Origin of the sequence: Xylanimonas oleitrophica (assembly GCF_003244315.1) — a bacterium.
Lineage (GTDB): Bacteria > Actinomycetota > Actinomycetes > Actinomycetales > Cellulomonadaceae > Xylanimonas_A > Xylanimonas_A oleitrophica.
The window spans coordinates 322087-348242 of the sequence record NZ_QKWH01000003.1; the positions used below are offsets into that span (position 1 = coordinate 322087).

Consider the following 26156-nt stretch of genomic DNA (forward strand, 5'->3'; position numbering starts at 1 on the left):
GGCTCAGCGCGAGGCGTCCTCGATGCGATCGACCTCCGCCACCACCAGCCGCACCAGCGCGGGCTGTCCCAGCGGCCGGAAGTGGCCGTCCAGGGCCACCTCCACGTTCCGCCCGCCCGGCAGGTGCACCGTCTGGGGGATGTGCGGGTCGAAGCGCGGGTACACGGCCGTGATCCGCGGGTTGACCTCGTCCTGCGCCGCGAGCGCCAGGAGCCCCGGGTCGTCCGGGGAGAACGAGCGCAGGCCGCGACCCACCATGTAGCGGGCCCACCGTGAGCCGGCGAACGGGGTGGCCACCGTGACCATGCCGGCCACGCGGGTGCCGGCGGCGGACAGCATGACGTGCTTGCCCACCAGGCCGCCCTTGCTGTGCGCCACGAGCACCGCACCGTGCAGGTCGGCATCCTCCAGGTATCCGGCCGCCACCTCGGCGGCCTCGGCGACGGGCCGCCGGTTGTGGCGCAGCGCCCGCACCGGGTGCACGGGGTGGCCGGCGGCGGCGAGCGCCGTCGCCACGGGCCGCAGGAACTCCCACGTCTCGTACACGCCCGGCAGCAGCACCACCGGGGCCCGCCCGCCAGGGCCGCTCGGCAGCGGGCGCCGGCGGCGCAGGGCCCGTGCCTGACGGTCCAGCGCCCACAGGTAGTCGGCTGCCCACGCCCGCAGGCGGGACGCGGTCACGGCACCTCCTGGCGGGCGAGCCGCGCGGCCTCCCGCACCACGGCGGCCAGCCCCCACGGGTCCTGGTCCATCGCGTGGTGACGGCCCCGCACGGTGCGCGAGATCCCGCGGGGGGCGCTCGCGGCCAGGAGCGCCGTCCACGACGACGGTGCCACGGGGTCGCGGTCGCCCCGCACGACGACGACGGGCACCTCGACGCGTGGCAGCACCTGCTCCAGGTGGTGCTCGACGACGTGCCGCAGCTGTGCCACGTAGTACGGCGGGCCGGAGCGCACCAGGGTGTCGACCAGGAGGTTGCCGACGGCGCCGGGCGCCTCCCCGAGGGCGTCGAGGCCCAGGCGCAGCGCCTGCTGGGGGAGCGTGCGGGCGCGCGGGTCCGACGTCGGGCCGAGCAGCACGCCGGCGCCGACGGCGTCCGGGTGGTCGGCGAGCAGCTGGCCCACCACCTGGGCGCCCATGGAGTGCCCCACCACGACCGGTCGCGGCCGTCCGCCGACGTGCTGGCGCAGGTACGCGGCCAGGGCTGCGGCGTGCGCGGCGACGGTGACGTCCCGGCGGGGCCGGGGCGAGGCCCCGAACCCGGGCAGGTCGACGGCGTGCACCTCGGCGTCCTGCGACAGCGGTCCCACCAGGTGGCGGTAGGCGCGTGCGGACGACCCGAGGCCGTGCACGAGCACCACGGCGGGTGCGGCGGGTGCGGCGGTCTCGCTCCGGGGTGCGTCCTGGTGCGGGGGCGGCACCTTCGAGGGGGCGGCTGAGGTGACGTGCCCGACGACGGTCAGGCCGTCGGTCGTGGTGCGGCGGGTCTCGGGCAGGGGGCGGTCCGGCATCCCGACAGGATGGGGCAGACGGCGCGCGCACGCCCGTGTGAGCGGACCGATACCCCGCCGGGGCCTGTCTCGGATAGCCTCGGCTCGCCAGCTCGTGCCCCGGCGACGTCGCCGGGCCGTCCGACGGAGGACAGCGCCATCGTGAACAGTCACGTCCGCCCGCTCAACCGCAGCACGCACCCGGGAGACGGGAGGGGGCCGGCACCGGCCCGCATCGTCCACCTCGGCCTCGGGGCCTTCCACCGTGCGCACCAGGCCTGGTACACCGACGTCGTGGACGCCGCCGGCGAGTGGGGCATCGCCGCCTTCACCGGCCGCAGCCCCGCGGCGGCCGAGGAGCTCGGGCCGCAGGACGGGCTGTTCACCCTGGTCGAGCGCGGGGGCGGTGGAGACGGCGTGCGCGTGGTGCGCAGCATCGTCGAGGCGTGGGACGGCGCCCGCGTCGACCGCCTCGTCGCGCTGCTCGCCCACCCCGAGACCGCCGTGGTGACCCTGACGATCACCGAGGCGGGCTACCGGCTCGCCGCCGACGGCGGCCCCGACCTGACCGACCCCGCGGTGGCCGCCGACGTCGCGCTGCTCCGCGCCCTCCCGGACGGCGACCTGGCGGCGCACGCTCCCGCTGCCGTGACCGCCCTGGGCCGGCTGGTGGTGGGCCTGGAGGCACGCCGTCGGGCCGGTGGCGCCCCGATCGCCGTCGTGCCGTGCGACAACCTGGCCTCCAACGGGAGGCTCGTGCGCGCCGTGCTCCTGCGGCTGGCCGCCGAGGTCGGCCCCGAGACGGAGGCGTGGTTCGCCTCCGACGTCTCGTGCGTGTCCACCTCGGTGGACCGCATCACCCCCCGCACCACCGACGCCGACCGCGAGCTGGTGCGGCAGAGCACCGGGTTCGACGACGCGGCGCCCGTGATCACCGAGCCGTTCACCGACTGGGTCCTCTCGGGCGACTTCCCCGCAGGCCGCCCGGCCTGGGAGCAGGCCGGCGCACGGTTCGTGGCAGACGTCGAGCCGTTCGAGCGGCGCAAGCTGTGGCTGCTCAACGGGGCGCACACCCTGCTCGCCCTGCTCGGCCCGGCCCGCGGGCACACCACGGTGGCGCAGGCGATCGGCGACCCCGCCCTGCGGGCCGCCGTCGAGCGGCTGTGGGACGAGGCGCAGCGGCACCTGCCAGCCGAGGGGCTCGACCTGCCCGCCTACCGCGCCGCCCTGGTGGAACGGTTCGAGAACTCGCGCATCGAGCACCTGCTGGAGCAGATCCTGCTCGACACCGACAAGAAGCTCGTCTACCGCATCGTGCCCGTGGCCGTCGCCGAGCGGGCAGCCGGGCGGGACGCCTCGGCCTGCGCCGTTCCGGTGGCAGCCTGGGTCGAGCGGCAGGGCGAGCCCGCCGTGGACGTGCTGGAGCGTCTCGACCCCGCCCTCGCCCAGGACGAGCAGTTCGTCGCCCTCGTCGAGTCGCTGGTGGGCGCTCCCGTCGCCTGACCGCCCGCCGCGGGGCCGGGCTGGGCCGGGCTGAGTCACGATCCGACGACCTGGTGCCCCGGCAGAGTTAAGACGTGGAATCCCACGGCCCGCCCGTGCCAGGGTCGGCCTGTGCCTACGGCCACCCCGCCCAGGCTGGGACGAGGTGCCCGTCGCCCTGAGACGGACCGTCGAGCACCGCCTGGGCGGGCGCGTCGTGCGGTGGTGGTCGCAGGACGGCGGCTACTCGCCCGGGCTCGCCGCCGTGCTCGAGACGGAGGCCGGCGAGCGCGTCTTCGTCAAGGCAGTCGGGGCGGACGGCGGCTCTACCCAGCAGCTCTACCGCGAGGAGGCACGCCGGGCGGCGCTGCTGCCCGACGGCGTCCCGACGCCGGCCCTCCGCTGGGCGCAGGCCGTGCCCGACGTGCCGGGCGGCCCCTGGGAGGTGCTCGCGTTCGACGCCGGCGCGGGGCGCCCACCGCGCACGCCGTGGGACTCCGCCGAGCTGGACGCCGTCGTGCGGCTGTCGCAGCGGATCGCCGGGCACGACGTCGCGCCCGGCGTGCTGCCCGAGGCGGCGGACGAGCTGCCCGCCGTCGACTGGGACGAGCTGGCCCAGCACCCCGGCCTGGCCGGCGTCGATCCGTGGCTCGTCGCCCGTACCGACCGGCTCCGGGCGCTCGCGGTCGACGCTCCGCAGGCCGTGCGGGGCGGAAGCCTGGTGCACGGCGACCTGCGCGGCGACAACACGCTCGTCTCGCGCGGCCCTGACGGCCTCGAGGCGGTCGCGGTCGACTGGCCGTACGCCGTGCGGGGCGCCGCGTTCGTCGACGCCGTGGGCCTGGCGCCGGCGGTGCGCCTCGAGGGCGGCCCCGAGCCCGAGGACCTGCTGGCGAGAGCGGCCTGCGGGGCCGACCCCGACGCCGTCACCAGCTTCCTCGCGCTGCTGACCGGGTACTTCGTCGGTGCGTCGCTGCAGCCGCCGCCGCCCGGCATCCCGCACCTGCGGGCCTTCCAGCGCGCCCAGGGCGAGGTGTGCGTGCGGTGGCTGCGCCGTCGGCTGGGCGCGCGCTAGGCGCCGTCAGCCGATGCCGGCGAGCTGCTTCGCGTCCTCGAGCACGGCGTCGATCATCGCGGGCGTCAGGCGTCCGGTGAAGGTGTTCTGCTGCGAGACGTGGAACGCCCCCACCATCTGGAGGTCAGGGCGCTCGGGGTCCGAGCCGTGGCGCAGGGCCACCCGGGCCCCGTGGCCGAAGCGCGGCCGGGGCCGGGGGACGGCCCAGCCCTGCTCGCCGAGGGTGCGCAGCGCGGCGTCCCAGCCGACGGCTCCGAGGGCGAGCACCACGCGTACCGTCGGCGCGAGCAGCTCGAGCTCGCGGGCCAGGTACGGTCCGCACCGGCGCCGCTCGTCCGGCGTCGGCTTGTTCGCCGGGGGCGCGCAGCGCACCGGCGCGGTCACCCGGACCCCGCGCAGGGTGAGCCCGTCGTGGGCCGAGACCGACGTCGGCCGGTCGGCGAGCCCGGCCCGGTGCAGGGCGGCGAAGAGGAAGTCGCCGCTGCGGTCGCCGGTGAACATGCGTCCCGTCCGGTTCGCGCCGTGCGCGGCGGGCGCGAGGCCGACGACGGCGATGCGGGCGGCATCGTCCCCGAATCCCGGTACCGGACGCGCCCAGTAGGTCTGGTCACGGAAGGCGGCCCGGCGCTCGGTGGCCGTCTGCTCGCGCCAGGCGACGAGGCGCGGGCACGCCCGGCACCGCACGAGGTGGGCGTCCAGGGAGGCGAGGTCGGCGGCGTCCCGGGCGGCAGCGGGGTAGTCCGGGTCGTCGGGCGGGAGGGGATCTGACGAGAGGGGATCGGCCGGGGCGGTCACCTCGTCATCCTGCCTGGCAGGTTCCGGGCTGGCACGGTCTGGGCTGGGCGGGGTCACTGGCAGGGCCTGACCGCAGGGTCGCGGCGCACGACGACGCCCCGCCCGCGGTGCGGACGGGGCGTGGGCGCCGGTGCGAGCAGCTCGCCGCGGGTCACGCGGTGGCGAGGGCGGGCGCCGTCGCGGTGCGGACGGCCTTGGCGTCGGTCGCGGCGGCGGGGGCGGTGCCGAGGCTGCGCAGGGTCCAGCCGATCAGGCCGACCAGCACGCCCATGCCCATCACGAGCGCCGAGACGCCGTAGGCGATCACCGAGGTGAAGAGCGAGGCCCGCAGGAACGAGGCGTTCATCGCGGTGGCCCGCAGGGGGTCGTCCTTGTCCATCTCGGCGTAGGTCTTGCCGTCGGTGGCTGCCATCGCGTGGTGGTCGATGATCTGCGCCTGGGCGAGGGCCGAGAAGGGGCCGTCCACCTTGTCGCCGGCCAGGAAGCTGGCGTCGTCGGCGACGGTGACGTTCTGGGCCGAGAGCTGCGAGGTGACGATGCCCCAGGTGGTGGCGCCGACGGCGATCATCAGGATGCCGGCCACCAGGGCGACGAGGCCGACGGTGCGGGCGGTGCGGTTGGTGCTCATGGTTCCCCTCCGGTGCGGAGCCGCTCGTGGCGGCGATTCCCGAGGCCCTGTGGTCTGACCTCTTGATGATGACGATAGACCTGTGGTCAGACCACAAGCAAGGCTGGGGTGTGTGACCTGCGTCATGCCGGTGCGAGCACCCCTGGCCGGCGCCACGGCGCAGCAGGCGCCGGGGGAGGTGGCGCGCGGCCTGACGAGGGGAGCGGCCCGGCGGGCGGCCGAGCGGACCGGCCGGGCCCCGCCGCGAAAGTCGTCGGCCAGGGCACGTGCCGGTCGGTACGATCGAGGGGCGCCACCACCAGGTGGCGCCCCTCGGCGTGTCGAGACGGGGCCACCGCCCCGCTCGCGTGCCGGGCACCGCACACGCAGCCCGGGCGGCCTTCGTACGTCGTCCGGCAGGAACCAAGGAGCAGCACGTGGCCGACGCCGCCTCGCCGCAGGACACCACCCCGAACGGAGCGGCCCCGGCCCCTGAGCCGATCGTGACGCAGGTGCCGACCACGGGCGCCGAGCTGTTCGCCGACCGCAAGGACGTCGTCGTCGTGCGGGTGCTCCTCGCGGACGCCGCCGGCGCCGGCGAGCTGTGGGACCTGGACCGGGAGATCCCGGCGGGGGCCGCCGTCGAGCCCGTCACCATCGACTCCGAGGACGGTCTGAACGTGCTGCGCCACAGCGCCGCCCACGTGCTGGCCCAGGCGGTGCAGCAGGTCAACCCCAGCGCACGGCTGGGCATCGGGCCGCCGGTCAAGGACGGCTTCTACTACGACTTCGACATCGAGACCCCGTTCACCCCCGAGGACCTCAAGGCCCTCGACAAGGCCATGGCGCGCATCATCAAGGAGGGCCAGACCTTCCGCCGCCGCGTGGTCACCGAGGAGGAGGCCCGCGCCGAGCTGGCCGACGAGCCCTACAAGCTGGAGCTCATCGGCCTCAAGGGTGGTGCGGGCGACACCGAGGGCGCCGACGTCGAGGTGGGTGGCGCCGAGCTGACGATCTACGACAACGTGCGCGGCGCCGGGCGCGAGAGCGAGACGGTGGTCTGGAAGGACCTGTGCCGTGGCCCGCACCTGCCCAGCACCCGCCTCATCGGCCAGGGCGTGCAGCTCATGCGCTCGGCGGCCGCCTACTGGCGGGGCGACCAGGCCAACGCGCAGCTCCAGCGCGTCTACGGCACGGCGTGGCCCTCCAAGGACGAGCTGAAGGCGTACCTCGAGCGCCTGGCCGAGGCCGAGCGCCGTGACCACCGCCGCATCGGCACCGAGATGGACCTGTTCTCGTTCCGCGACGAGGTGGGCTCCGGCCTGCCCCTGTTCCACCCCAAGGGTGGCGTCATCAAGCGGGTCATGGAGGACTACGTCCGCCAGCGGCACATCGAGGAGGGGTTCTCCTACGTGGGCACCCCGCACATCTCGAAGGAAGAGCTGTTCTACACCTCGGGCCACCTGCCCTACTACGCGGACACGATGTTCCCGCCGCTGGAGTTCAAGGACGACGAGGGCGAGGTCGCGCAGCAGTACCGCCTCAAGGCGATGAACTGCCCGATGCACAACCTCATCTTCTCCAGCCGGGGCCGCTCCTACCGTGAGCTGCCGATCCGCCTGTTCGAGTTCGGCTCGGTGTACCGCTACGAGAAGGGCGGCGTGGTCCAGGGCCTGACCCGCGTGCGCGGCCTGACGCAGGACGACTCGCACTCCTACGTCACTCCCGAGCAGGCACCCGGAGAGGTCAAGCACCTGCTCGACTTCATGCTCAGCGTGCTCAAGGACTTCGGCCTGGACGACTTCTACCTCGAGCTGTCGACGCGCGACGACAAGAAGAAGGACAAGTTCGTCGGCTCCGACGAGGACTGGGACAAGGCGACCGCCGTGCTGGAGCAGGTCGCCCGCGAGTCGGGGCTCGAGCTCGTCGCCGACCCGGGCGGCGCCGCGTTCTACGGGCCCAAGATCTCCGTCCAGGCCAAGGACGCCATCGGTCGCACCTGGCAGATGGGCACCGTCCAGTACGACTTCAACCAGCCGGCCCGGTTCGGCCTGGAGTACACGGCCCCGGACGGCACCAAGCAGCGACCGGTGATGATCCACTCGGCCAAGTTCGGCTCCATCGAGCGGTTCATGGGTGTGCTCATCGAGCACTACGCGGGGCAGTTCCCGGCATGGCTGGCTCCGGTCCAGGTGCTGGCGGTCCCGGTGGCCGAGGCGTTCGACGACTACCTCAAGGACGTCGTGGCCCAGCTCAAGGCCGCGGGCATCCGTGCGGAGATCGACCTGTCGGACGACCGGTTCGGCAAGAAGATCCGCAACGCCTCCAAGGAGAGGGTGCCGTTCGTGCTCATCGCGGGCGGGGAGGACGCCGAGGCCGGCGCCGTCTCGTTCCGCTACCGGGACGGCAGCCAGGAGAACGGCGTGCCGGTGGCCGAGGCGATCGAGCGCATCGTGACGGCGGTGCGCGACCGGGTGCAGGTGTGAGCGTGCCGTCGCCCGGGTCCGGTGAGCAGCCGTCGGTCGAGCCGGCGTCGGCGTTCCCGCCGCCGGAGGACGACCTGCAGCGGCTGTGGACCCCGCACCGCATGGTGTACATCGGCGGGCAGGACAAGCCGGCGGACGCCACCGCGTCGTCCTGCCCGTTCTGCCGAGCCGTGGCGGGCGACGACGAGGAGCACCTCGTCGTCGCCCGCGGGCGGCGCTGCTTCGTGCTGCTCAACCTGTACCCGTACAACTCCGGGCACCTCATGGTGCTGCCGAACCGGCACGTCTCGGACTACGTGGACCTGACGCCCGAGGAGACCGTCGAGCTCGCCGGGCTCACGCAGACGGCGGTGCGGGTGCTGCGGGACGTGTACGGGCCGGCGGGCTTCAACCTGGGCATGAACCAGGGCGAGGTGGCGGGTGCGGGGATCGCCGCCCACCTGCACCAGCACGTGGTGCCCCGCTGGCTGGGTGACGCGAACTTCCTGCCCGTGGTGGGGCGGACCAAGGCCCTGCCCGAGCTGCTGGCCGACACCCGTGCCCGCCTGGCCGCCGCGTGGCCGGGCGAGGCCGGCGACGGAGAGGGGGCCTGATGTTCTCGGGTCTGCGCTCGACCATGCAGGCGGTCTTCACGCCGCTCGCCAAGGCCCTCATGCGCCTGGGCGTGACGCCCGACGCCGTCACGGTGGCGGGCACGGTGGTGGTGACCGCCCTGGCGCTCGGTCTCCTGCCCACCGGGCACCTGTTCCTCGGTGCGGCGCTGATCGGGTTCTTCGCCCTGTTCGACTCGCTCGACGGCGTCCTCGCCCGCCTCTCGGGCCGCTCGGGCCCGTGGGGGGCGTTCCTCGACTCGACGCTCGACCGTGTCTCCGACGGCGCGGTGTTCGCCGGGATCACCCTGTGGTTCGTGCTGCACCCGCAGGTGCCGCACCAGCAGTGGGGGGTGGCTGCGTCGCTGGCCTGCCTGGTGCTGGGCGGGGTGGTGCCCTACGCCCGCGCCCGGGCCGAGTCCGTGGGCGCGGACGCGCACGTGGGGATCGCCGAGCGGACCGACCGGCTCGTGATCGCCCTGGTGCCCCTCGGGTTCGTCCAGCTCGGGCTGCCCGTGGTGGTGCTCGTCGTCGTGCTGACCCTGCTGGCCGCGGCGAGCCTCGTCACGGTGGCCCAGCGCATTGGGACGGTGCGGCGCCAGCTCGCCCCGGGCGCCGCCGACCCGACCGGGGACGCCACCGGGGACGCCGCCGGGGAGGCGTCGCGTGGGGCTTGACGTCGCGCGGGCGTACACGTTCGCGTGGCGTCACGCCCCGAAGGTTCCCGAGCCTCTGCTGCGCGCGGTGTTCACGCTCGTGGCCGACGTGACCTGGCTGCGGCGCGGTGAGGGCGTGCGCCGGCTGGAGGCCAACTACGCGCGCCTGCGGCCCGAGCTGGACGCGCACGGCCTGCGCCGGCTGAGCCGGGCGGGGATGCGCTCCTACATGCGGTACTTCCGCGAGGCGTTCACCCTGCAGGGCTCCACCCCGGACCAGGTGCGCGCGCGGGTGCGCCTGGTGGACGAGCGCCACGTGCGCCCGGCCGTGGAGGCGGGCCAGGCGATCTCTCTCGCTCTCGGGCACCTGGGCAACTGGGACCTCGCGGGGGCGTGGGCGACGCCGAACCTGGCCCCGGTGCTCACGGTGGCGGAGAAGCTGCGGCCGCCCGAGCTGTACGAGGAGTTCGTCGGGTTCCGGCGCTCGATCGGGATCGAGGTGCTCGGCCTGGGCGACGCCGACGTCTTCCGCAGGCTGGTGCGCGGCGCGCTGGAGGGCGGCCGCGTCGTGCCGCTGCTGGCCGACCGCGACCTGGCTGCCACCGGCGTCGAGGTGGACCTGGCCGGGCACCGTGCCCGCGTGGCCGCGGGGCCCGCCGCCCTCGCCCTGGCGGCGGGCGTGCCGCTGGTGCCCGCCGCGATCACCTACGAGCGGCTCAGGGGCGAGCGCCGGCGCGCCGCCGGGACCCCGTGGGGCATCGTGGTCAGGTTCTTCGCGCCCGTGCCGGTGCCGCCGGCCGACCCGGCCCTGTCCGCGCCGCAGCGCCGCCGGGCACAGGTCGAGGCCATGACCCAGGGCTGGGTGGACGCGCTGGCCGTCACGCTGCGCGAGCGCACGGAGGACTGGCACATGCTCCAGCGGGTGTTCGTCGACGATCTCGACCCGGCGCGGTACGCCCGGACCCGTGCCGAGGCGGGAGAGGTGCCGGCGTGAGCCGCCCGCTGCGCGTGGGCATCGTCTGCCCGTACAGCTTCGACGCCCCCGGAGGCGTGCAGTTCCACGTCCGCGACCTCGCCCAGGCGCTGCAGGCGCGTGGGCACGAGGTGTCCGTGCTCGCCCCGGCCGACGACGACACGCCGGTGCCCGACGTCGTCACGCCCGCAGGCAAGGCCGTGGCGGTGCGCTACAACGGCTCGGTGGCCCGGCTGACGTTCGGTCCGCGTGCCGCCGCGCGGGTGCGGCGCTGGGTCGACGCCGGGCGGTTCGACGTCCTGCACCTGCACGAGCCCATGACCCCGAGCCTGTCGATGCTCGCGCTGTGGATCGCCGAGGGACCGGTCGTCTCCACGTTCCACACGGCCCAGGTGCGCTCGCGGGCGCTGCAGGTGGCCTACCCGCTGCTGCGGCAGAGCCTGGAGAAGATCGCCGCGCGCATCGCGGTCTCGGAGGACGCGCGGCGCATGCTGGTCGACCACGTGGGCGGGGACGCCGTCGTGATCCCGAACGGCGTGTACGTGGACACGTTCGCCGCGGCGGCACCGAGCCGCCAGTGGCAGGGCACGCCCGAGGCCCCGACGATCGCGTTCCTGGGGCGGCTCGACGAGCCGCGCAAGGGGCTGCACGTGCTGGTGGCCGCCGTGCCGGAGATCGTGCGCCACCACCCGGGGGTGCGGGTGCTGGTGGCGGGCAAGGGGGACGCGGGGAGGGACGAGGCGCTGGCGGCGCTCGGGCCGCTGGCGTCCAACGTCACGTTCCTGGGCGGCATCAGCGACGAGGACAAGGCCGCCCTGCTGTCCTCCGTGGACCTGTACGTGGCCCCGCAGACGGGCGGCGAGAGCTTCGGCATCGTGCTCGTGGAGGCCATGAGCGCCGGCGCCGGGGTCGTGGCCAGCGACCTGGGGGCGTTCCGCCGTGTGCTCGACGAGGGCGCCGCGGGCGCGCTGTTCCGCAACGGCGACCCGGCAGACCTCGCCCGCGTGGTGGTGGACGCGCTCGCCGACCGTGAGGCCACGGCTGCCCGGCGTGCACGCGCCGCCGAGTGGGTGCGCCGGTACGACTGGTCCACGGTGACCGACCAGGTGCTGGCCGTCTACGAGATGGCCGTGGCGGCGGGCGAGGCCATGCCCGTGCGCGAGGACGGCGCGGCCTGGCGTGCGCCGCGCGCCCTGTGGGGCGCGGGCGAGAGGGAGAGCCGATGAGCTGGTCGGAGGTCGCCCTCCTGGTGCTGGTCGTGGTGGCGGTGGGCGTGTGGGTGTCGTGGGTGTCCGCCTCGCGGCTCGACCGGTTGCACCGCAAGGTCGCCGCCTCGCGCATCGCCCTCGACGCCCAGCTCGTGCGGCGCGCCAGCGCGTCGGTGGACCTGGCGACGTCGGGCCTCCTCGACCCTGCGTCGAGCGTGCTGGTCGCGGAGGCCGCCTACGCCGTCGTCGACGACGCGGGGCCGGTGACGGCGCCGGAGCGCGCCTTGGCGATGGACGGGCTCGGGGTGGCGCGGGAGCAGGCCGAGAGCGAGCTCTCCGCCACGCTGCGCTCGGCCCTGGAGGAGCCAGGCACGGTCACCGAGCTGCGGGCGGTGCCACCGGGCGACGAGCTCCTGGCGAGCCTGGGCGCGAGCTGGTACCGCGCCCAGCTCGCTCGGCGCTTCCACAACGAGGCCGTGGCACAGGCGCAGCGGGCCCGGCGGCACTGGTACGTGCGCTGGCTCCACCTGGCGGGCCGCGCGCCGGTGCCGCAGACGGTCGAGCTGGACGACCAGATGCCGGACGGCCTGGTCGCTCCTGCGCGACCGTAGGATGACCCCGTGACCCAGAACACCCCAGGAGCCGGCGAGGTCGGCACGGCCCGAGTCAAGCGCGGCATGGCCGAGATGCTCAAGGGCGGCGTCATCATGGATGTCGTCACCCCGGAGCAGGCGAGGATCGCCGAGGACGCGGGAGCCGTGGCCGTCATGGCGCTCGAGCGCGTGCCGGCGGACATCCGCGCCCAGGGCGGCGTGGCCCGGATGAGCGACCCCGACATGATCGAGGGCATCATCGACGCCGTCTCGATCCCCGTCATGGCGAAGGCGCGCATCGGCCACTTCGTCGAGGCGCAGGTGCTGCAGTCGCTGGGTGTGGACTACGTGGACGAGTCGGAGGTTCTCACCCCGGCGGACTACGAGCACCACATCGACAAGTGGGCGTTCACGGTGCCGTTCGTCTGCGGTGCCACGAACCTGGGCGAGGCGCTGCGCCGCATCACCGAGGGCGCGGCGATGATCCGCTCGAAGGGCGAGGCGGGCACCGGGGACGTCTCCAACGCGACGACGCACATGCGCCGGATCCGTCAGGAGGTGCGCCGGCTCACCTCCCTGCCGCAGGACGAGCTGTTCGTCGCCGCCAAGGAGCTGCAGGCGCCGTACGAGCTGGTGGCGGAGGTCGCGCGCACGGGGAAGCTGCCCGTGGTGCTGTTCACGGCCGGGGGGATCGCGACCCCGGCGGACGCCGCGATGATGATGCAGCTCGGCGCCGAGGGCGTGTTCGTGGGCTCGGGCATCTTCAAGTCGGGCGACCCGGCCGCGCGGGCGCGGGCGATCGTGCAGGCCACGACCTTCCATGACGACCCGGACGTGATCGCGAAGGTCTCGCGCGGGCTCGGCGAGGCGATGGTGGGGATCAACGTCGAGGCGGAGCCGGCGCCGGTGCGCCTGGCCGATCGCGGCTGGTGACCCGTCGGTGAGCTCGACGCCTCGGGGATGGTGAGCCGATGGTCCCGGAGGAGGGCCTGACCTCCACCACGTCGCTGGGCCCGGACTGGGTGCTGGGGCCGGACGGGCTGCGCCACCGGCGGGCGGCCCGGGTGATCGTGCTCGACGACGCCGGGCGGGTGCTGGTGGTGCGGGGGCACGACGCCGACCAGCCGGACCGCTCGTGGTGGTTCACCGTGGGCGGCGGGATCGACGCGGGCGAGTCCGACGTCGAGGCAGCCCTGCGCGAGCTGCGCGAGGAGGCCGGGCTGGAGCTCGCGCCTGCCGACCTCGAGGGTCCGGTCATGACGAGGGCCGGCTACTTCCACTTCTACGCGGAGACGTGCCGGCAGGACGAGGTGTTCTTCGTGGCGCGCGTTCCGGCGGGGCACGTGCCGACGGACGCGGGGTGGACGGACGTCGAGCGGGAGGTGCTCGACGAGATGCGGTGGTTGAGCGCGGCGGAGCTGCGGTCCCAGCCGTACGAGGTCTTCCCCACGGCGCTGCCCGACGTGGTGGAGCAGCTCGCCGGGGGCTGGGACGGCACGGTGCGGCACCTGGGGGAGGAGCACGACGACTGACCCGGGGCTTCTCCCACCGGGTGAGCGCCCGTACGGACGACGACGTCCGTGCGGGCGCTCTGTCGTGTTCGTCCCTTTGCTCACGGTGGCGCGGGCGACGAGCACGGCTGTCGGAGGCGGGTCGGTGGCGCATTCCCGTCACCGCGGAGAGGTCTCACAGCGAGCGTCCATCCGAGACCCATGTCACATTGGCAACCGTCACCCTTCGTCGCCCAGCTGGGGGAACAATGCGGCACTGGCGTTGGACGCGACCAGGTTCGGTGGTCGCCGCACTCGGACTCGTGCTCGGCTCGCTCATGCTCGTGGTGCCGGTGACGCCTGTCGCGGCAGCGCCGGCCGAAGGCACCGTCACGAACGTGATGATCCGTCCGAGCGCTGCCACGAACCTGTGCTGGACGGCGGTCGACCGCACGGTCCAGGGGCGGATCGTGCTGGCGAACTGCGACACGAACAACCGCAACCAGCGGTGGAACGTGCTCAACGACAACCGGATCTTCCTGGTCAACGTGGGCGACAACAACAGCAGCCAGTTCTGCGTCGACAACTTCGGCAACCAGACCACCAACCAGGACCTGCGCCTGACGGTCACCTGCGGCACGGGCGACCGCAACGCCATCTGGGACTACCACCGCACGGCGAACGGATCCGTGCCGCAAGGCGCGTTCCAGAACCCCTCGGCGAACGTCTGTATCAACATCGACGGGGCTGCCGGTGGCGACCCGATCACCTCGGGTTCCCGGCTCATCAACTGGGGCTGCGCCGGCGGGACCAACGGCAACCGCTACCAGTCCTTCTCGATCGGCCAGTCCGACATCGCCGTCGCCGCCGCCCCCGCGACCACGAGCGTCACGCCGGGCACCACGGTGAGCATCACGTACAACCTCACCACCACGGCCAACGCGCTCCAGACGTCGTACTTCAACAGCTTCGACGTGCGCACCACGACCACCTCCGGCAGCGGGACGTTCCAGCTCTCGTCCAGCACCGGCCGCACCGGTGAGGCGCAGAACGCCTACCAGGCAGGCAGCCTCTCCAACAACGTGCTGACATTCGCTACCCGCGGTCAGGAGGACCGCGTCGGCATCTGGCGGCCGGGCATCAGCGGCGCCGTGACCGTCAGCGGCACCGTGCCGGCCAACGCCATGCCCGGCACCACCTACCAGGTGTGCGGCACGCAGACGAGCGCGATCACCTACGACGCCAACGCGGCGAACAACAGCTCCTGCACCACCATCACGGTGGCGGCGTTCCAGGCGGACCTGGCGATGACCACGTCGGGCTCGCAGAACCTCACCCGCCTCGTGACCTCGGGCCAGCAGATCAGCCTGCCGTACACGCTGACCAACAACGGCCCCAGCTCGGTCAACGCCCCCACGGTGACCTTCCAGCTCCCCGCGACCCTCACTGGCGCGGCGGTCTCCCCGCCGACGGGGTGGACGTGCACCGGCTCCGCCACCACGCAGACCTGCACCGGGCCCGCCGGGTTCGCGAACGCGGCCACGGCGCTGTTCACCGTCACCGGCACCGTGGCGTCGGGCCAGACGGCGGGCGCCACCATCGGCGCGGTGACCGCGACCGCCGGCGTCTCGGGACAGTTCGCCGACCCGACGCCTGCGAACAACGCGTCGACCAACACGCTGCAGGTGCGCAACGAGGTCACGGTCAGCGTCGACAAGGCCAGGCCGGGGGCAGGCGTCGTCAACCCCGGCGACCAGGTCACCTTCACCGTCACGGTGACGAACGAGGGCACCAACCGGGCCACCGGGGTCACGATGACGGACAACGTGCCCACCTCTCTCACCGGGGTGACGTGGACCTGCGCCGCGTCGAGCGGCGCGACGTGCGGCGCCGCCTCCGGGTCGGGCAACGCGATCAGCACCACGCTCGACATCTCGCCCGGCGCCACGGTCACGTACACCATCACCGGCACCGTGGCCCCCGCTGCGGCCGGCACCACGATCACCAACACCGCGTCGGTGTCGACCTCGGGCACCAACTCCGGCACGGCGACCGACTCCGACTCGGTCCAGGTGCGGGCCACCACGGACCTGGCCATCACCGCGCAGCCCGTGGAGCTGCCGCCGGGCGGCACCGCCACGATGACGGTGACCGTCACCAACAACGGACCGGCGGCGCTGACCCAGAACGCGACCGTCGTCCTGACCCCGCCCACGGGGATCACGTTCGGCACGGCCCCGGACGCCTGCGCCCCGGGGTCGGGCGGCACCCTCGTGTGCACCCTGACCACGCTGGCCGCCGGCTCCTCCACGAACCTCCAGGTGCAGGTGGCCTCCGACCCGGGCATGGCTCCGGGAACCACGCTCGACGGGACCGGCGTCGTGAACTACACGCTCGACCCGGTTCCCGCCAACAACACCGTGGCGCTGCCCTTCGCCATCACCGACGTGGCGAGCAACTTCGCCGTCCAGTCGGTGACGACGACCCCGAACGTGACGCCGGGCCAGACCGGCACGCTCACCGCGACGATCATCAACCACGGTCCGTCGACGTCGACAGCCGCCACCCAGGTCACGGTCCTGGTCAGCGCCGCCCAGAACGCCGCCCTCACGTCGGCGGGCCTGCCGGAGCAGTGCGCCTTCGTCTCGGCCGACGAGATCACCTGCGGGGTGCCCGCCGGGGTCACGCCGGGACAGACGATCACCTACACCTTCACCTACGCGGTGCCCGCGTCCGCGTCGGAGAACGCCACGTACGGCGGCGGCACCGTCTCGGTGCTCAACGAGGACGACCCGGTGCCGTCGGACGACTCGCAGCCCTGGACCCTCACCACCGGTGGCCGCTCGGCCGACATGTCCATCACCAAGACCGGCCCCGCGGACGCGGTCACCCCGGGCCAGACCTTCCCGTACACCCTGACGGTGACGAACGCCGGCCCCTCCTACGCCACGGGTCCGGTCAGCGTCGTCGACCAGCTCCCGCCCGGCCTCACGTTCGTCTCCTACACGCACGGCGGAGCGCTGGACAAGACGTGCGTGGCCGACGGGCAGGTCGTCACCTGCACCATCAGCGGTGACTTCCCCGTCGGCGTCACGGGCACGATCGAGCTGACCGTGCAGCTCGACCCGGCCTACACCGGAGACGGCTCCGACATCGTCAACTCGGCGACGGTCGCCTCCCAGAGCACCGACCCGAACCCGGCCAACAACCAGACCTCGGCCGGCCTGGCGGCAGGAGCGCCCGACGCGACGCTCACCCTGACCAAGGCGCCGACCTCCGAGACGCCCGTCGCGCCCGGCGGCACCTTCGCCTACGAGATCGTGGTTTCCAACGCGGGGCCGTCCGCGGCGCGGGACGTCGTGGTGACCGACCCGCTGCCTGCCCAGCTCGCGTTCGTCGGCTCGACGCAGTGCGCCGGGCCCGTAGGTGAGTACGGCGCCACCGTCACCTGCGGTCTGGGAACGGTGGCGCCCGGCTCCAGCCAGGTCGTGGTCGTCAACGTCCAGCTCGACCCGTCCTACGCGGGAGACGGCACCGACGTCGCCAACGTCGCCACCGCGACCTCCCCCGACGCCGACCCGGCCACCAACGAGGAGACCCCGGCGGGCCTGCCCGGCGGGAGCGTCGCCGAGGCGTCGGCCGACGTGCTGATCGAGAAGCACCTGGCCACCACGGGCGCCGTGTCGCCCGGCCAGCAGGTCACCTACCGGCTCAACGTCTCCAACCAGGGTCCGTCGACCGCGGCCGGCATCACGGTGACCGACGTCCTGCCCGCGGGGATGGTCCTGGTCTCGGCCGAGGGGTGCACCGCCGACGGCCAGACGCTCACGTGCGGTCCCGTCGAGACCCTCGCACCCTCGGACACCCTCGCGTACGAGATCGTCGCCCAGATCGACCCGGGCTACACCGGCGACGGCTCAGAGATGATCAACAGCGCCTCCGTCACGTCCACCACGCCCGACCCGGAGACCGGGAACAACACCGCCTCGGCTCCGGCGCCCAGCGTGACCGACGCGCAGTCCGACCTGGCGGTGCACAAGGACCTCGCCACCACCACCGAGATCGAGCCCGGCGAGGCCTTCGACTACGTCGTCACGGTCACCAACTACGGCCCCTCGACGGCGACCGGCGTGGTGGTCACCGACGCGCTCCCGGCCCAGCTCGCGTTCGTGCCGAGCGGCGCGACGGGCTCGGCCACCAGCCCCGAGTGCGCCCTCGGTGACGGCGGTGCGGTGCAGTGCGCGGTGCCGGGCTCGCTCGCCGTGGGCGACCAGGCGACGTTCACCATCACGGCGCAGCTCGACCAGGCCTACCCGCCGGGCGGCGATGCCCAGGACATCTCCAACACGGTGACCGTCGCGGCCGCGACCGCCGACCCCGAGCCCGCCAACAACTCCCACACCCTCGTCGGCCTGCCCGTGGGGGAGGGCTTCAACCACCTCCAGCTCTCCAAGACGGTCGTCCAGGAGGGTGGCGCCCCGCCCACCGTGGCACCCGGCGAGACGTTCCAGTACGTCATCACCGTGGTCAACGGAGGCCCGTCCGTGGCCCCCAACCCGGTGCTCACCGAGAACCTGGGGGCCGGGCTCACCTTCGTCTCCTACCCGGACGGTTGCGCGCCCAGCAGCGGCAACCCGCAGCAGCTCGTCTGCTCCGGTGCCGCGTTCGGGTACGGAGCCCTCCCGGTCGACGTCCCGGTCGAGCTCCTGGTCACCGTGCGGCTCGACCCGGACTTCACCGGGACCGCGGACGACCTGACCAACCAGGCCGAGGTCATCTCCGAGTACGAGCACTACACCGAGGAGAACGAGGAGGACCGGCAGGACACCATCACCGGTGGCATCGTCATCGGCAGCCCGACGTCCGACCTCGCCCTCGACAAGCGCCTGGCCACCACCGGGCCCGTCGTCGCCGGCAACATGCTCGACTACGAGCTGACGGTCACCAACAACGGGCCGTCGATCTCGGAGGGCGTGAGCGTCACCGACACGCTCCCCGCCGGTCTGACCTACGTCGGCGGCAACACCGAGTGCGCCGTGTCCGGCCAGGAGCTCACCTGCGCCTACCCCGACCTGGCCCCGGGCGCGTCGACCACCTACTACTTCCGCGCCCAGATCGACTCGGACTACACCGGGGACGCGGCAGGGCTCGTCAACGAGGCCACCGTGACCTCGGCGACCACCGACCCCGACCTGTCGAACAACACCTCGACGGCGCAGGCGCCCGACCTCGGCGCCCCGCAGGCCGACCTCACGATCGCCAAGCAGCTCTTCACCACCGGCGACCCCGTCGTGCCCGGCGAGACGTTCCAGTACCTGGTGCGCCTGATCAACAACGGTCCCTCCGACGCGCAGGACGTCACCATCACGGAGAACCTGCCCGCCGAGCTCGAGTTCGTGGCCGACGGCACCGGCGTCTACGACCCGGCGACCCACTCGGTGACCTACTCCTGGGACGACCTCGGCCCGAGCGAGCTGGTCCAGCTCGTCACCGTGCGCCTCGCCGAGGACTACACCGGCACGGGCGACCAGACCCCGCCGGGGGAGATCGCGAACAACGTGGTCATCACGTCGAGCACCGCGGACCCGGACGAGACCAACAACTCCGCCACCGTCACCGGTATCCCCGTGGCCGACCCCAGCGCCGACCTGAGCGTCGACAAGTTCACCGACGCCACCGCCGTCGCCCCCGGGCAGACCTTCGACTACTCCATCACCGTCGCCAACGCGGGCCCGTCCACCTCCACCGGCGTGACCGTCACCGACACGCTGCCCGCCGAGCTCGCCCTCGTCGCCTCCGAGCAGTGCACCGGTCCCACCGGCGAGTACGGCGCGGAGGTCACCTGTGACGTGGGCACCCTCGCCAGCGGCACCGAGACGACGCTGACCGTCACCGTCCAGCTCAGCCCCGACTACGTCGGCGACGGCGAGGACGTCGTCAACACCGCGACCGTCACGGCCGACACCGCCGACCCGGAGCCGGGCAACGACAGCGACGACGCCCCCGTGCCCGCCACGCAGCCCACCGCCTCCCTGACGTTCACCAAGACGGCGAACGTCACCGGGCCCATCGCCCCGGGTGAGACCTTCACCTACACCCTCAGCGTCACGAACGACGGCCCGTCGGTCGCCCGCAACGTGCTGGTCACCGACCAGCTCCCCGCCGCCCTCGCGCTCGCCGAGGCGGCGACGTGCACCGGCGACATCGGCGTCTACGGCGGCCTCGTGACCTGTGGCCCGGTGGAGGCGCTCGCGGTGGACGAGACGGTCACCTACACCATCGAGGTACAGATCGACCCGGCCTACACGGGCGACGGGTCCGACATCGTCAACAGCGCGAGCGTGAGCTCGGACACCGCGATGCCCGAGGGCAGCGACACCGGTGCGCAGGCCCCCCTGCCCGACGGCGCGACCGTCGAGCGGCAGGCCGACCTCGCGCTGACGAAGACCGGGCCGGCCACCGTGGTGGCCGGCGGCCAGGCCACCTTCACCCTGAACGTCGCCAACGCCGGCCCGTCCGACGCGACCGACGTCGTCGTCACCGACACGCTGCCCGACGGCATGACGTACTACGACGCCGACGGCGCCACGTGCTCGGCCGACGGCCAGACGGTCACCTGCCAGGTCGGCTCGGTGCCCCAGGGCCAGAGCGTGGACGTGACCCTCGACGTCCAGGTGGACGCGGGCGTGGCTGACGGCACGACGCTGACCAACACCGCCGTCGTCTCGCTGCCCGAGGGCATCACGGACCCGGTGAGCGACAACGACGAGGCGTCGGCGTCGGTCACCGTCAGCACCGAGGCGGCGGTGACCGTCACCGAGACCCCGCCGTCGTCGCTCACCGCGGGCACGGACGCGACGTACCAGCTCGTCGTGCGCAACGACGGCCCCTCGGACGCCCAGGACGTCGTCATCACCTACGAGCTCGACCCGAACCTGACGTTCGTGGCCGACCCCGACGGCTACTGCACCGCCGACGGGCAGACGGTCACCTGCACCATCCCCAGCGTGCCGGCCGGCCAGACGGTCACCGTGCCGATCACCGTGGCCGTCGACCCGGCCACCCCGGCCGGCCACCAGCCGGTGAACACCGGTGCGGTGACCACCGGGACCACGAACACCGTGCCGGCGGACGAGCAGTTCGTGCCCGCCGACCCGGCGAGCATCCCGGCCGTCGCCGTGCTGGCCGACGTCGTGGTGACCAAGGAACCGGTGGGCGACGAGGCCCCGACGCCAGGCGGCGAGGTCCAGTACGTCGTCACCGTGACGAACGCGGGTCCCTCCACCGCCACCGACGTGGTGCTGGTGGACGACGTCCCCGCCGTGCTGCGCCTGCTGGCGGCGGAGTCCGACGCGGGCGGCGCGTGCACGCCGGCCGGCGACGCGTTCGGAGACGACGTGACCTGCGACGTCGCCGCGGCGCTCGCTCCGGGGGACACGGTGACGTACACGCTCACCACCGAGCTGGACCCCGCCTACGCCGGGGACGGGGCCGCCGTGCTCAACGTCGCCCGGGCCGACGCCGCCACCCCGGACCCCGACGAGTCCAACAACGACGCCAGCGCCGGCCTGCCCGGTGGGGGCGCGGGCGCGCCGCAGGCAGACCTGAGCCTGACCAAGTCCCTCGCGAGCACCGACCCGGTCACGCCCGGCGAGACGTTCGTCTACCTCCTGCAGATCGCGAACGCCGGCCCCTCCGCCGCGGTCAACCCGCGCGTGGTGGACACGCTGCCGGCGGGTCTGGAGTTCGTGGCCGGGCGCGAGGCGGGAGCCCCGGCGGGTGAGGCCCCGCAGTGGCCCTGCTCGGCCAACGGCACGACCATCACGTGCTCGTACGAGGGCGCGGCGGACAGCACCTGGCCGCCTGGCAGCACGACCACGCTCGAGATCGAGGTGCGCCTGGACCCGGCCTACACCGGTGACGGCAGCGACCTGGTGAACTCCGCCGTGATCGAGTCGGACACCGCGGACCCGGTCCCGGGCAACAGCGGCGGCACGGTCGACGGCGCTCCGGCAGGCGACCCGCAGGCAGAGCTGATGCTCCGCAAGACGATGGACCCGCCGCAGGGCGCGTCCGCGATCGTCCCCGGCGGCATCGTCGAGATGGACCTGCTGATCGAGAACCTCGGCCCGTCGGCCGCCACCGGGCTGGCGCTGACCGACGCGCTCCCCGCCCAGCTCGCGTTCGTCGACTCCGACACCTGCACGGGGACCGCCGGGCAGTACGGTGGCACGGTCACGTGCGCCGCGGACGGGTCTCTGGGCCTGGGTGACAGGCAGCAGCACCGCGTGCTGCTGCGCCTCGACCCCGCCTACACCGGGGACGGCTCGGACGTCGAGAACTCGGCCGACCTCACCTGGTACACCGGCGAGCCGTACGAGGGCCAGACCACCGCCACCGCCACCCTCGACGGTTGGGTGTCGGACGCCTCGGCCGACCTCGCGCTGGACAAGTCCACGACGGCCGCCGACGTCGCGCCCGGCGGCGAGCTGGTCTATGACCTGACCGTCACCAACGCAGGGCCGTCCGCCGCGGCCGGGACCCAGGTCGTCGACACGCTGCCGGCCGAGCTGACCTTCGTCTCGGCGGAGCCGGACGTCTGCACCGCCGACGGCCAGGTCGTCACGTGCGCCCTCGGAGAGGTCGCACCGGGAGGCACGCAGGGCATCGCCCTGACGGTGCAGCTCGACCCGGGCTACACCGGCGACGGCGCCCAGGTGGTCAACACGGCCGAGGTGACGGCCGCGACGGCGGACCCGGACACCTCGGACAACACCGCCAGCGCGTCGGTGCCGGCCGGCCAGCCGCGGGCCGACGTCTCGATCACCAAGGCGGCCACGACGCAGACGCCGCTCGTGCCCGGGCAGACGTTCGCCTACGAGCTCACGGTGGACAACGCCGGTCCCTCGACGGCACGCAACGTGCTGGTGATCGACACCCTGCCGGCGCAGCTGCGGTTCGTGGGTTCGCCGGACGGAGCCTGCACCGGGCCGGAGGAAGGGTTCGGCGGCACGGTCGAGTGCGGCCCCGTCCTGGCGCTGGCCCCCGACGCGGACCCGCTCACGTACACCGTCGAGGTGCAGCTCGACCCCGCCTACGCGGGCGACGGCACCGACGTGGTGAACACGGCGACGGCCGAGGTGGACACCACCGACCTGAACCTGGCGAACAACACCGCGACGGCGGCCCTGCCGGGCGGCACGGTCGAGGACCCGAGCGCCACGCTCACCCTCGCCAAGGCCTTCACCGGCGACCCGGTCGTCCCGGGCGAGCGCACCCAGGTGACGCTCACCGTGACGAACGAGGGACCGTCCTCGGTGACCGAAGGTCTCGTGGTCACCGACGACCTCCCGGCGGAGCTGGCGTTCGTCTCGGCGGCACAGCCGGAGGTCTGCGCAGGACCGGTGGGCCAGCTCGGCGGCACCGTCACCTGCCAGGTGGGCTCGCTGGCCGCTGGCGAGAGCGTCGAGCTGGTGCTCAACCTGCTCGTCGACCCCGGGTACACCGGTGACGGATCCGACATCCTGAACACGGCCACGGTGGACTCGCCCGTCTCCGACCCCGTCAGCACCGACCCGGTGTCGATGGAGGGTCTGGTGGGTGATCCGGTGGCGGAGCTGTCGGTGGACTCGTCGGTGGGGACGCCTGGTGGTGGCCCGTTGGTGCCGGGTGAGCGTGCGGACGTGACGGTGTCGGTGGGTAACGCTGGTCCGTCGGTGGCGCGTGACGTGACGGTCACGGTGCCGGTGCCGGAGGGCATGACGGTGGACCCGGCGTCGTTGCCGGAGGGTTGTGAGCTGTCGGCTGACGGTGCGTCGGTGGTGTGCACGATCGCGGAGATCCCGGTGGGTGGTTCTGCGGACGTGACGGTGCCGATGGTGCTGGACCCGGCGTACGCGGGTGATGGTTCGGACCTGGTGGTGGTGCCGGTGGTGTCCTCGCCGGCGTCGGGCACGGTCGAGGGCGAGCCGGTGGACTTCGCGGACGTGATGGGTGATCCGTCGGCGGACCTGTCGATCACGAAGGTGGCGACCAGCGGTGACCCGGTGGCTCCGGGGGAGACGTTCTCCTACGAGCTGACGGTGGTCAACGACGGTCCGTCGGTGGCTGTGGGTGTGGTGGTCACGGACGTGCTGCCGGTGACGTTGTCGCTGGTGTCGGCCGAGGGCTGCACGGGTCCGGCGGGTCAGTACGGGGCCACGGTGACGTGCGAGGTCGGGACGCTGGCCGTGGGCGGGGACGCGGTGTTCGTGGTCCAGGTGCGGATCGACCCGTCCTACACCGGTGACGGTGCCGACATCGTGAACACGGCCTCGGTCACGGCCGAGACGGCCGACCCCGACCCCGCCAACAACCAGACCACCGCGGGCATCCGCGGCGGGGAGACCGCCCCGGGCCGCTCCGACCTGACGGTCGTCGGGGACGTGCGCACCCCGGACGGTGGACCGGTCACCCCGGGGACCGACTTCGACGTCGTCTTCGTCGTCGGCAACGAAGGACCGTCCACGGCACGGGACGTGCAGGTGGTGTACGAGCTGCCCGAGGGCGTCTCGCTGGTCACCGCGGGCGACGGCTGCACCGTGACGGGGCGGACCGTGACGTGCGTGATCGACGAGATCGGCGTGGGCGACGTCGTGGAGCTGCCCATCACGGTGCGGCTGGACCCGGCGTACACGGGCGACGGCACCGACATCCCGAACGTCGCCACGGTCACGTCCCCGACGTCCGACCCGGTCACCTCCGCGCCCGTGACGCTCGAGGACCTGGTGGGCGAGCCGTCGGCGGACCTGCGCCTCGACAAGTCCGTGGAACCGGCGCAGCTCCCGGAAGGGGGCATCACCCCCGGCGACAGCTTCGACTACGTGCTGACCGTCACCAACGACGGGCCCTCGGCGGCCAGCGGCGTGACGATCACCGACACCCTGCCGGCCGAGCTGTCGGCCGGGACGGTCCCCGACGGGTGCGCCGTCGAGGGCCAGGTCGTCACGTGCGCCGTCGGCGACCTCGCGCTCGGCGCCTCCGCGGCGGTGCGCATCACGGTCCAGCTCGCGACGGACTACGTCGGGGACGGCTCCGACGTGGTGAACACGGCCGAGGTGACGGCCGCGACGGCGGACCCGGACACCTCGGCCAACACCGCCAGCACCTCGGTGCCGGCCGGTCAGCCGTGGGCGGACCTGTCGCTGACGAAGGCGACCGCCTCCGAGACGCCCGTCGCGCCGGGGCAGACGTTCGCCTACGAGCTCACGGTGGCCAACGCCGGCCCGTCCGCGGCGACCGGCCTGGTCGTGACCGACGAGCTGCCCGCCCAGCTGCGGTTCGTGGGTTCGCCGGACGCGACGTGCGCCGAGACGGTGGCCGGCTACGGCGGCACCGTCGAGTGCACCCTGGCCAGCCTGGCGGTGGGAGCGACGCACACCTTCACGGTGCAGGTGCAGCTCGACCCGGCCTTCCGCGGCCTGGCCTCCGACGTCACGAACGTCGCCGTGGTCACCTCCGACACCACGGACCTGCACACGTTCCCGACCCGCGACGCCGCAGGGCTGCCGGGCGGCGAGATCGCCGACCCGACGGCCGACGTCGTGGTGGGGACCACCGTGGTGACCCCGGACGGCGCGCCCGTCGTCCCGGGCGGGGAGCCCTTCCAGGTCGTCCACACGATCAGCAACAACGGGCCCTCCGTGGCGCGCAACGTCGTGGTCACGTACCCCGTCCCGGAGGGCCTCCAGCTCGTCGACCTGCCGCCCGGCTGCTCGGTCGGCAGCCCGGTCACCTGCGTGATCGACGAGCTCGCCCCCGGCGACCAGGTCAGCTTCCCGATCACGATGCGCGTCGACCCGGCCTACGTGGGTGACGGCTCGGACATCGTGAACACCGTGACCGTCCAGTCGCCGGCCTCTGGCGTCGTCACCTCGGACCCGGTGTCGATGGAGGGTCTGGTGGGTGATCCGGTGGCGGAGCTGTCGGTGGACTCGTCGGTGGGGACGCCTGGTGGTGGCCCGTTGGTGCCGGGTGAGCGTGCCGACGTGACGGTGTCGGTGGGTAACGCTGGTCCGTCGGTGGCGCGTGACGTGACGGTCACGGTGCCGGTGCCGGAGGGCATGACGGTGGACCCGGCGTCGTTGCCGGAGGGTTGTGAGCTGTCGGCTGACGGTGCGTCGGTGGTGTGCACGATCGCGGAGATCCCGGTGGGTGGTTCTGCGGACGTGACGGTGCCGATGGTGCTGGACCCGGCGTACGCGGGTGATGGTTCGGACCTGGTGGTGGTGCCGGTGGTGTCCTCGCCGGCGTCGGGCACGGTCGAGGGCGAGCCGGTGGACTTCGCGGACGTGATGGGTGATCCGTCGGCGGACCTGTCGATCACGAAGGTGGCGACCAGCGGTGACCCGGTGGCTCCGGGGGAGACGTTCTCCTACGAGCTGACGGTGGTCAACGACGGTCCGTCGGTGGCTGTGGGTGTGGTGGTCACGGACGTGCTGCCGGTGACGTTGTCGCTGGTGTCGGCCGAGGGCTGCACGGGTCCGGCGGGTCAGTACGGGGCCACGGTGACGTGCGAGGTCGGGACGCTGGCCGTGGGCGGGGACGCGGTGTTCGTGGTCCAGGTGCGGATCGACCCGTCCTACACCGGTGACGGTGCCGACATCGTGAACACGGCCTCGGTCACGGCCGAGACGGCCGACCCCGACCCCGCCAACAACCAGACCACCGCGG

15 protein-coding genes are annotated in these 26156 nt (G+C 73.5%); 11 read left to right on the forward strand and 4 right to left on the reverse strand.

What is annotated here, in order from left to right; genetic code table 11:
* Positions 1-3: 3 nt before the first annotated feature.
* Both DNL40_RS07170 and DNL40_RS07175 read right to left on the reverse strand, forming a co-directional pair.
* Positions 4-681: an esterase/lipase family protein gene (locus DNL40_RS07170; protein WP_179950982.1), complete on the reverse strand. Its 678-nt coding sequence runs from the start codon at positions 679-681 to the stop codon at positions 4-6.
* Positions 678-1511, reverse strand: coding sequence for an alpha/beta fold hydrolase (locus DNL40_RS07175; RefSeq protein ID WP_111250542.1), 834 nt, complete (start codon positions 1509-1511; stop codon positions 678-680). Before DNL40_RS07175 ends, DNL40_RS07170 begins: the two co-directional genes overlap by 4 nt.
* 141 nt (positions 1512-1652) lie before the next feature.
* On the opposite strand from DNL40_RS07175, the gene DNL40_RS07180 reads away from it, so the two are divergent.
* Both DNL40_RS07180 and DNL40_RS07185 read left to right on the forward strand, forming a co-directional pair.
* Positions 1653-2993, forward strand: a complete 1341-nt coding sequence (locus tag DNL40_RS07180; RefSeq protein WP_245885733.1) for a mannitol dehydrogenase family protein — start codon at positions 1653-1655, stop codon at positions 2991-2993.
* Between the two features lie 145 nt (positions 2994-3138).
* The gene (locus DNL40_RS07185) at positions 3139-4047 is read left to right on the forward strand and encodes a phosphotransferase (RefSeq protein WP_179950983.1); all 909 of its coding nucleotides are present in this window, start codon (positions 3139-3141) and stop codon (positions 4045-4047) included.
* Between the two features lie 6 nt (positions 4048-4053).
* On the opposite strand, the gene DNL40_RS07190 is transcribed toward DNL40_RS07185, so the two are convergent.
* Positions 4054-4842: a uracil-DNA glycosylase gene (locus DNL40_RS07190; RefSeq protein WP_111250544.1), complete on the reverse strand. Its 789-nt coding sequence runs from the start codon at positions 4840-4842 to the stop codon at positions 4054-4056.
* A gap of 151 nt (positions 4843-4993) precedes the next feature.
* Entirely contained in the window at positions 4994-5470 is a 477-nt protein-coding gene (locus DNL40_RS07195; RefSeq protein WP_111250545.1) for an aromatic ring-opening dioxygenase LigA, read from the reverse strand.
* Positions 5471-5886: 416 nt separating this feature from the next.
* On the opposite strand from DNL40_RS07195, the gene thrS reads away from it, so the two are divergent.
* The 9 genes from thrS to DNL40_RS07240 form a co-directional block, all read left to right on the forward strand.
* Positions 5887-7935, forward strand: a complete 2049-nt coding sequence (gene thrS, locus DNL40_RS07200) for a threonine--tRNA ligase (RefSeq protein WP_218926010.1) — start codon at positions 5887-5889, stop codon at positions 7933-7935.
* Between the two features lie 2 nt (positions 7936-7937).
* Positions 7938-8528 (forward strand): HIT family protein, encoded by a 591-nt coding sequence (locus DNL40_RS07205; RefSeq protein WP_425450768.1) that lies wholly within the window; start codon positions 7938-7940, stop codon positions 8526-8528.
* Positions 8528-9202 carry a phosphatidylinositol phosphate synthase gene (pgsA, locus tag DNL40_RS07210; RefSeq protein ID WP_111250546.1) on the forward strand — a complete coding sequence of 225 codons (675 nt, stop codon included), beginning with the start codon at positions 8528-8530 and terminating at the stop codon, positions 9200-9202. The genes DNL40_RS07205 and pgsA overlap by 1 nt, the downstream gene beginning before the upstream one ends.
* The gene (locus DNL40_RS07215; protein ID WP_111250547.1) at positions 9192-10175 is read left to right on the forward strand and encodes a phosphatidylinositol mannoside acyltransferase; all 984 of its coding nucleotides are present in this window, start codon (positions 9192-9194) and stop codon (positions 10173-10175) included. The genes pgsA and DNL40_RS07215 overlap by 11 nt, the downstream gene beginning before the upstream one ends.
* Before the next feature lie 8 nt (positions 10176-10183).
* A complete protein-coding gene (locus DNL40_RS07220; RefSeq protein ID WP_111250591.1) occupies positions 10184-11380 on the forward strand; it encodes a glycosyltransferase family 4 protein in 1197 nt (398 codons plus the stop codon).
* Complete coding sequence (locus DNL40_RS07225; RefSeq protein WP_111250548.1) at positions 11377-11973, forward strand: hypothetical protein; 597 nt, start codon at positions 11377-11379, stop codon at positions 11971-11973. The genes DNL40_RS07220 and DNL40_RS07225 overlap by 4 nt, the downstream gene beginning before the upstream one ends.
* A gap of 9 nt (positions 11974-11982) precedes the next feature.
* Positions 11983-12888, forward strand: coding sequence for a pyridoxal 5'-phosphate synthase lyase subunit PdxS (pdxS, locus tag DNL40_RS07230; RefSeq protein WP_111250549.1), 906 nt, complete (start codon positions 11983-11985; stop codon positions 12886-12888).
* A 38-nt stretch (positions 12889-12926) separates the two neighbouring features.
* Complete coding sequence (locus tag DNL40_RS07235) at positions 12927-13487, forward strand: NUDIX hydrolase (RefSeq protein ID WP_111250550.1); 561 nt, start codon at positions 12927-12929, stop codon at positions 13485-13487.
* A 260-nt stretch (positions 13488-13747) separates the two neighbouring features.
* On the forward strand, positions 13748-26156 hold a 12409-nt coding region (locus DNL40_RS07240), incomplete at its 3' end, for a DUF7933 domain-containing protein (protein ID WP_179950985.1).

What these genes read in the sequence shown, in the direction of transcription:
- pgsA (WP_111250546.1), top strand. Translation starts at nt 8,528, where the DNA reads ATGTTCTCGGGTCTGCGCTCGACCATGCAGGCGGTCTTCACGCCGCTC.
- DNL40_RS07225 (WP_111250548.1), top strand. Translation starts at nt 11,377, where the DNA reads ATGAGCTGGTCGGAGGTCGCCCTCCTGGTGCTGGTCGTGGTGGCGGTG.
- DNL40_RS07175 (WP_111250542.1), bottom strand. Translation starts at nt 1,511, where the DNA reads ATGCCGGACCGCCCCCTGCCCGAGACCCGCCGCACCACGACCGACGGC.
- DNL40_RS07195 (WP_111250545.1), bottom strand. Translation starts at nt 5,470, where the DNA reads ATGAGCACCAACCGCACCGCCCGCACCGTCGGCCTCGTCGCCCTGGTG.
- DNL40_RS07235 (WP_111250550.1), top strand. Translation starts at nt 12,927, where the DNA reads ATGGTCCCGGAGGAGGGCCTGACCTCCACCACGTCGCTGGGCCCGGAC.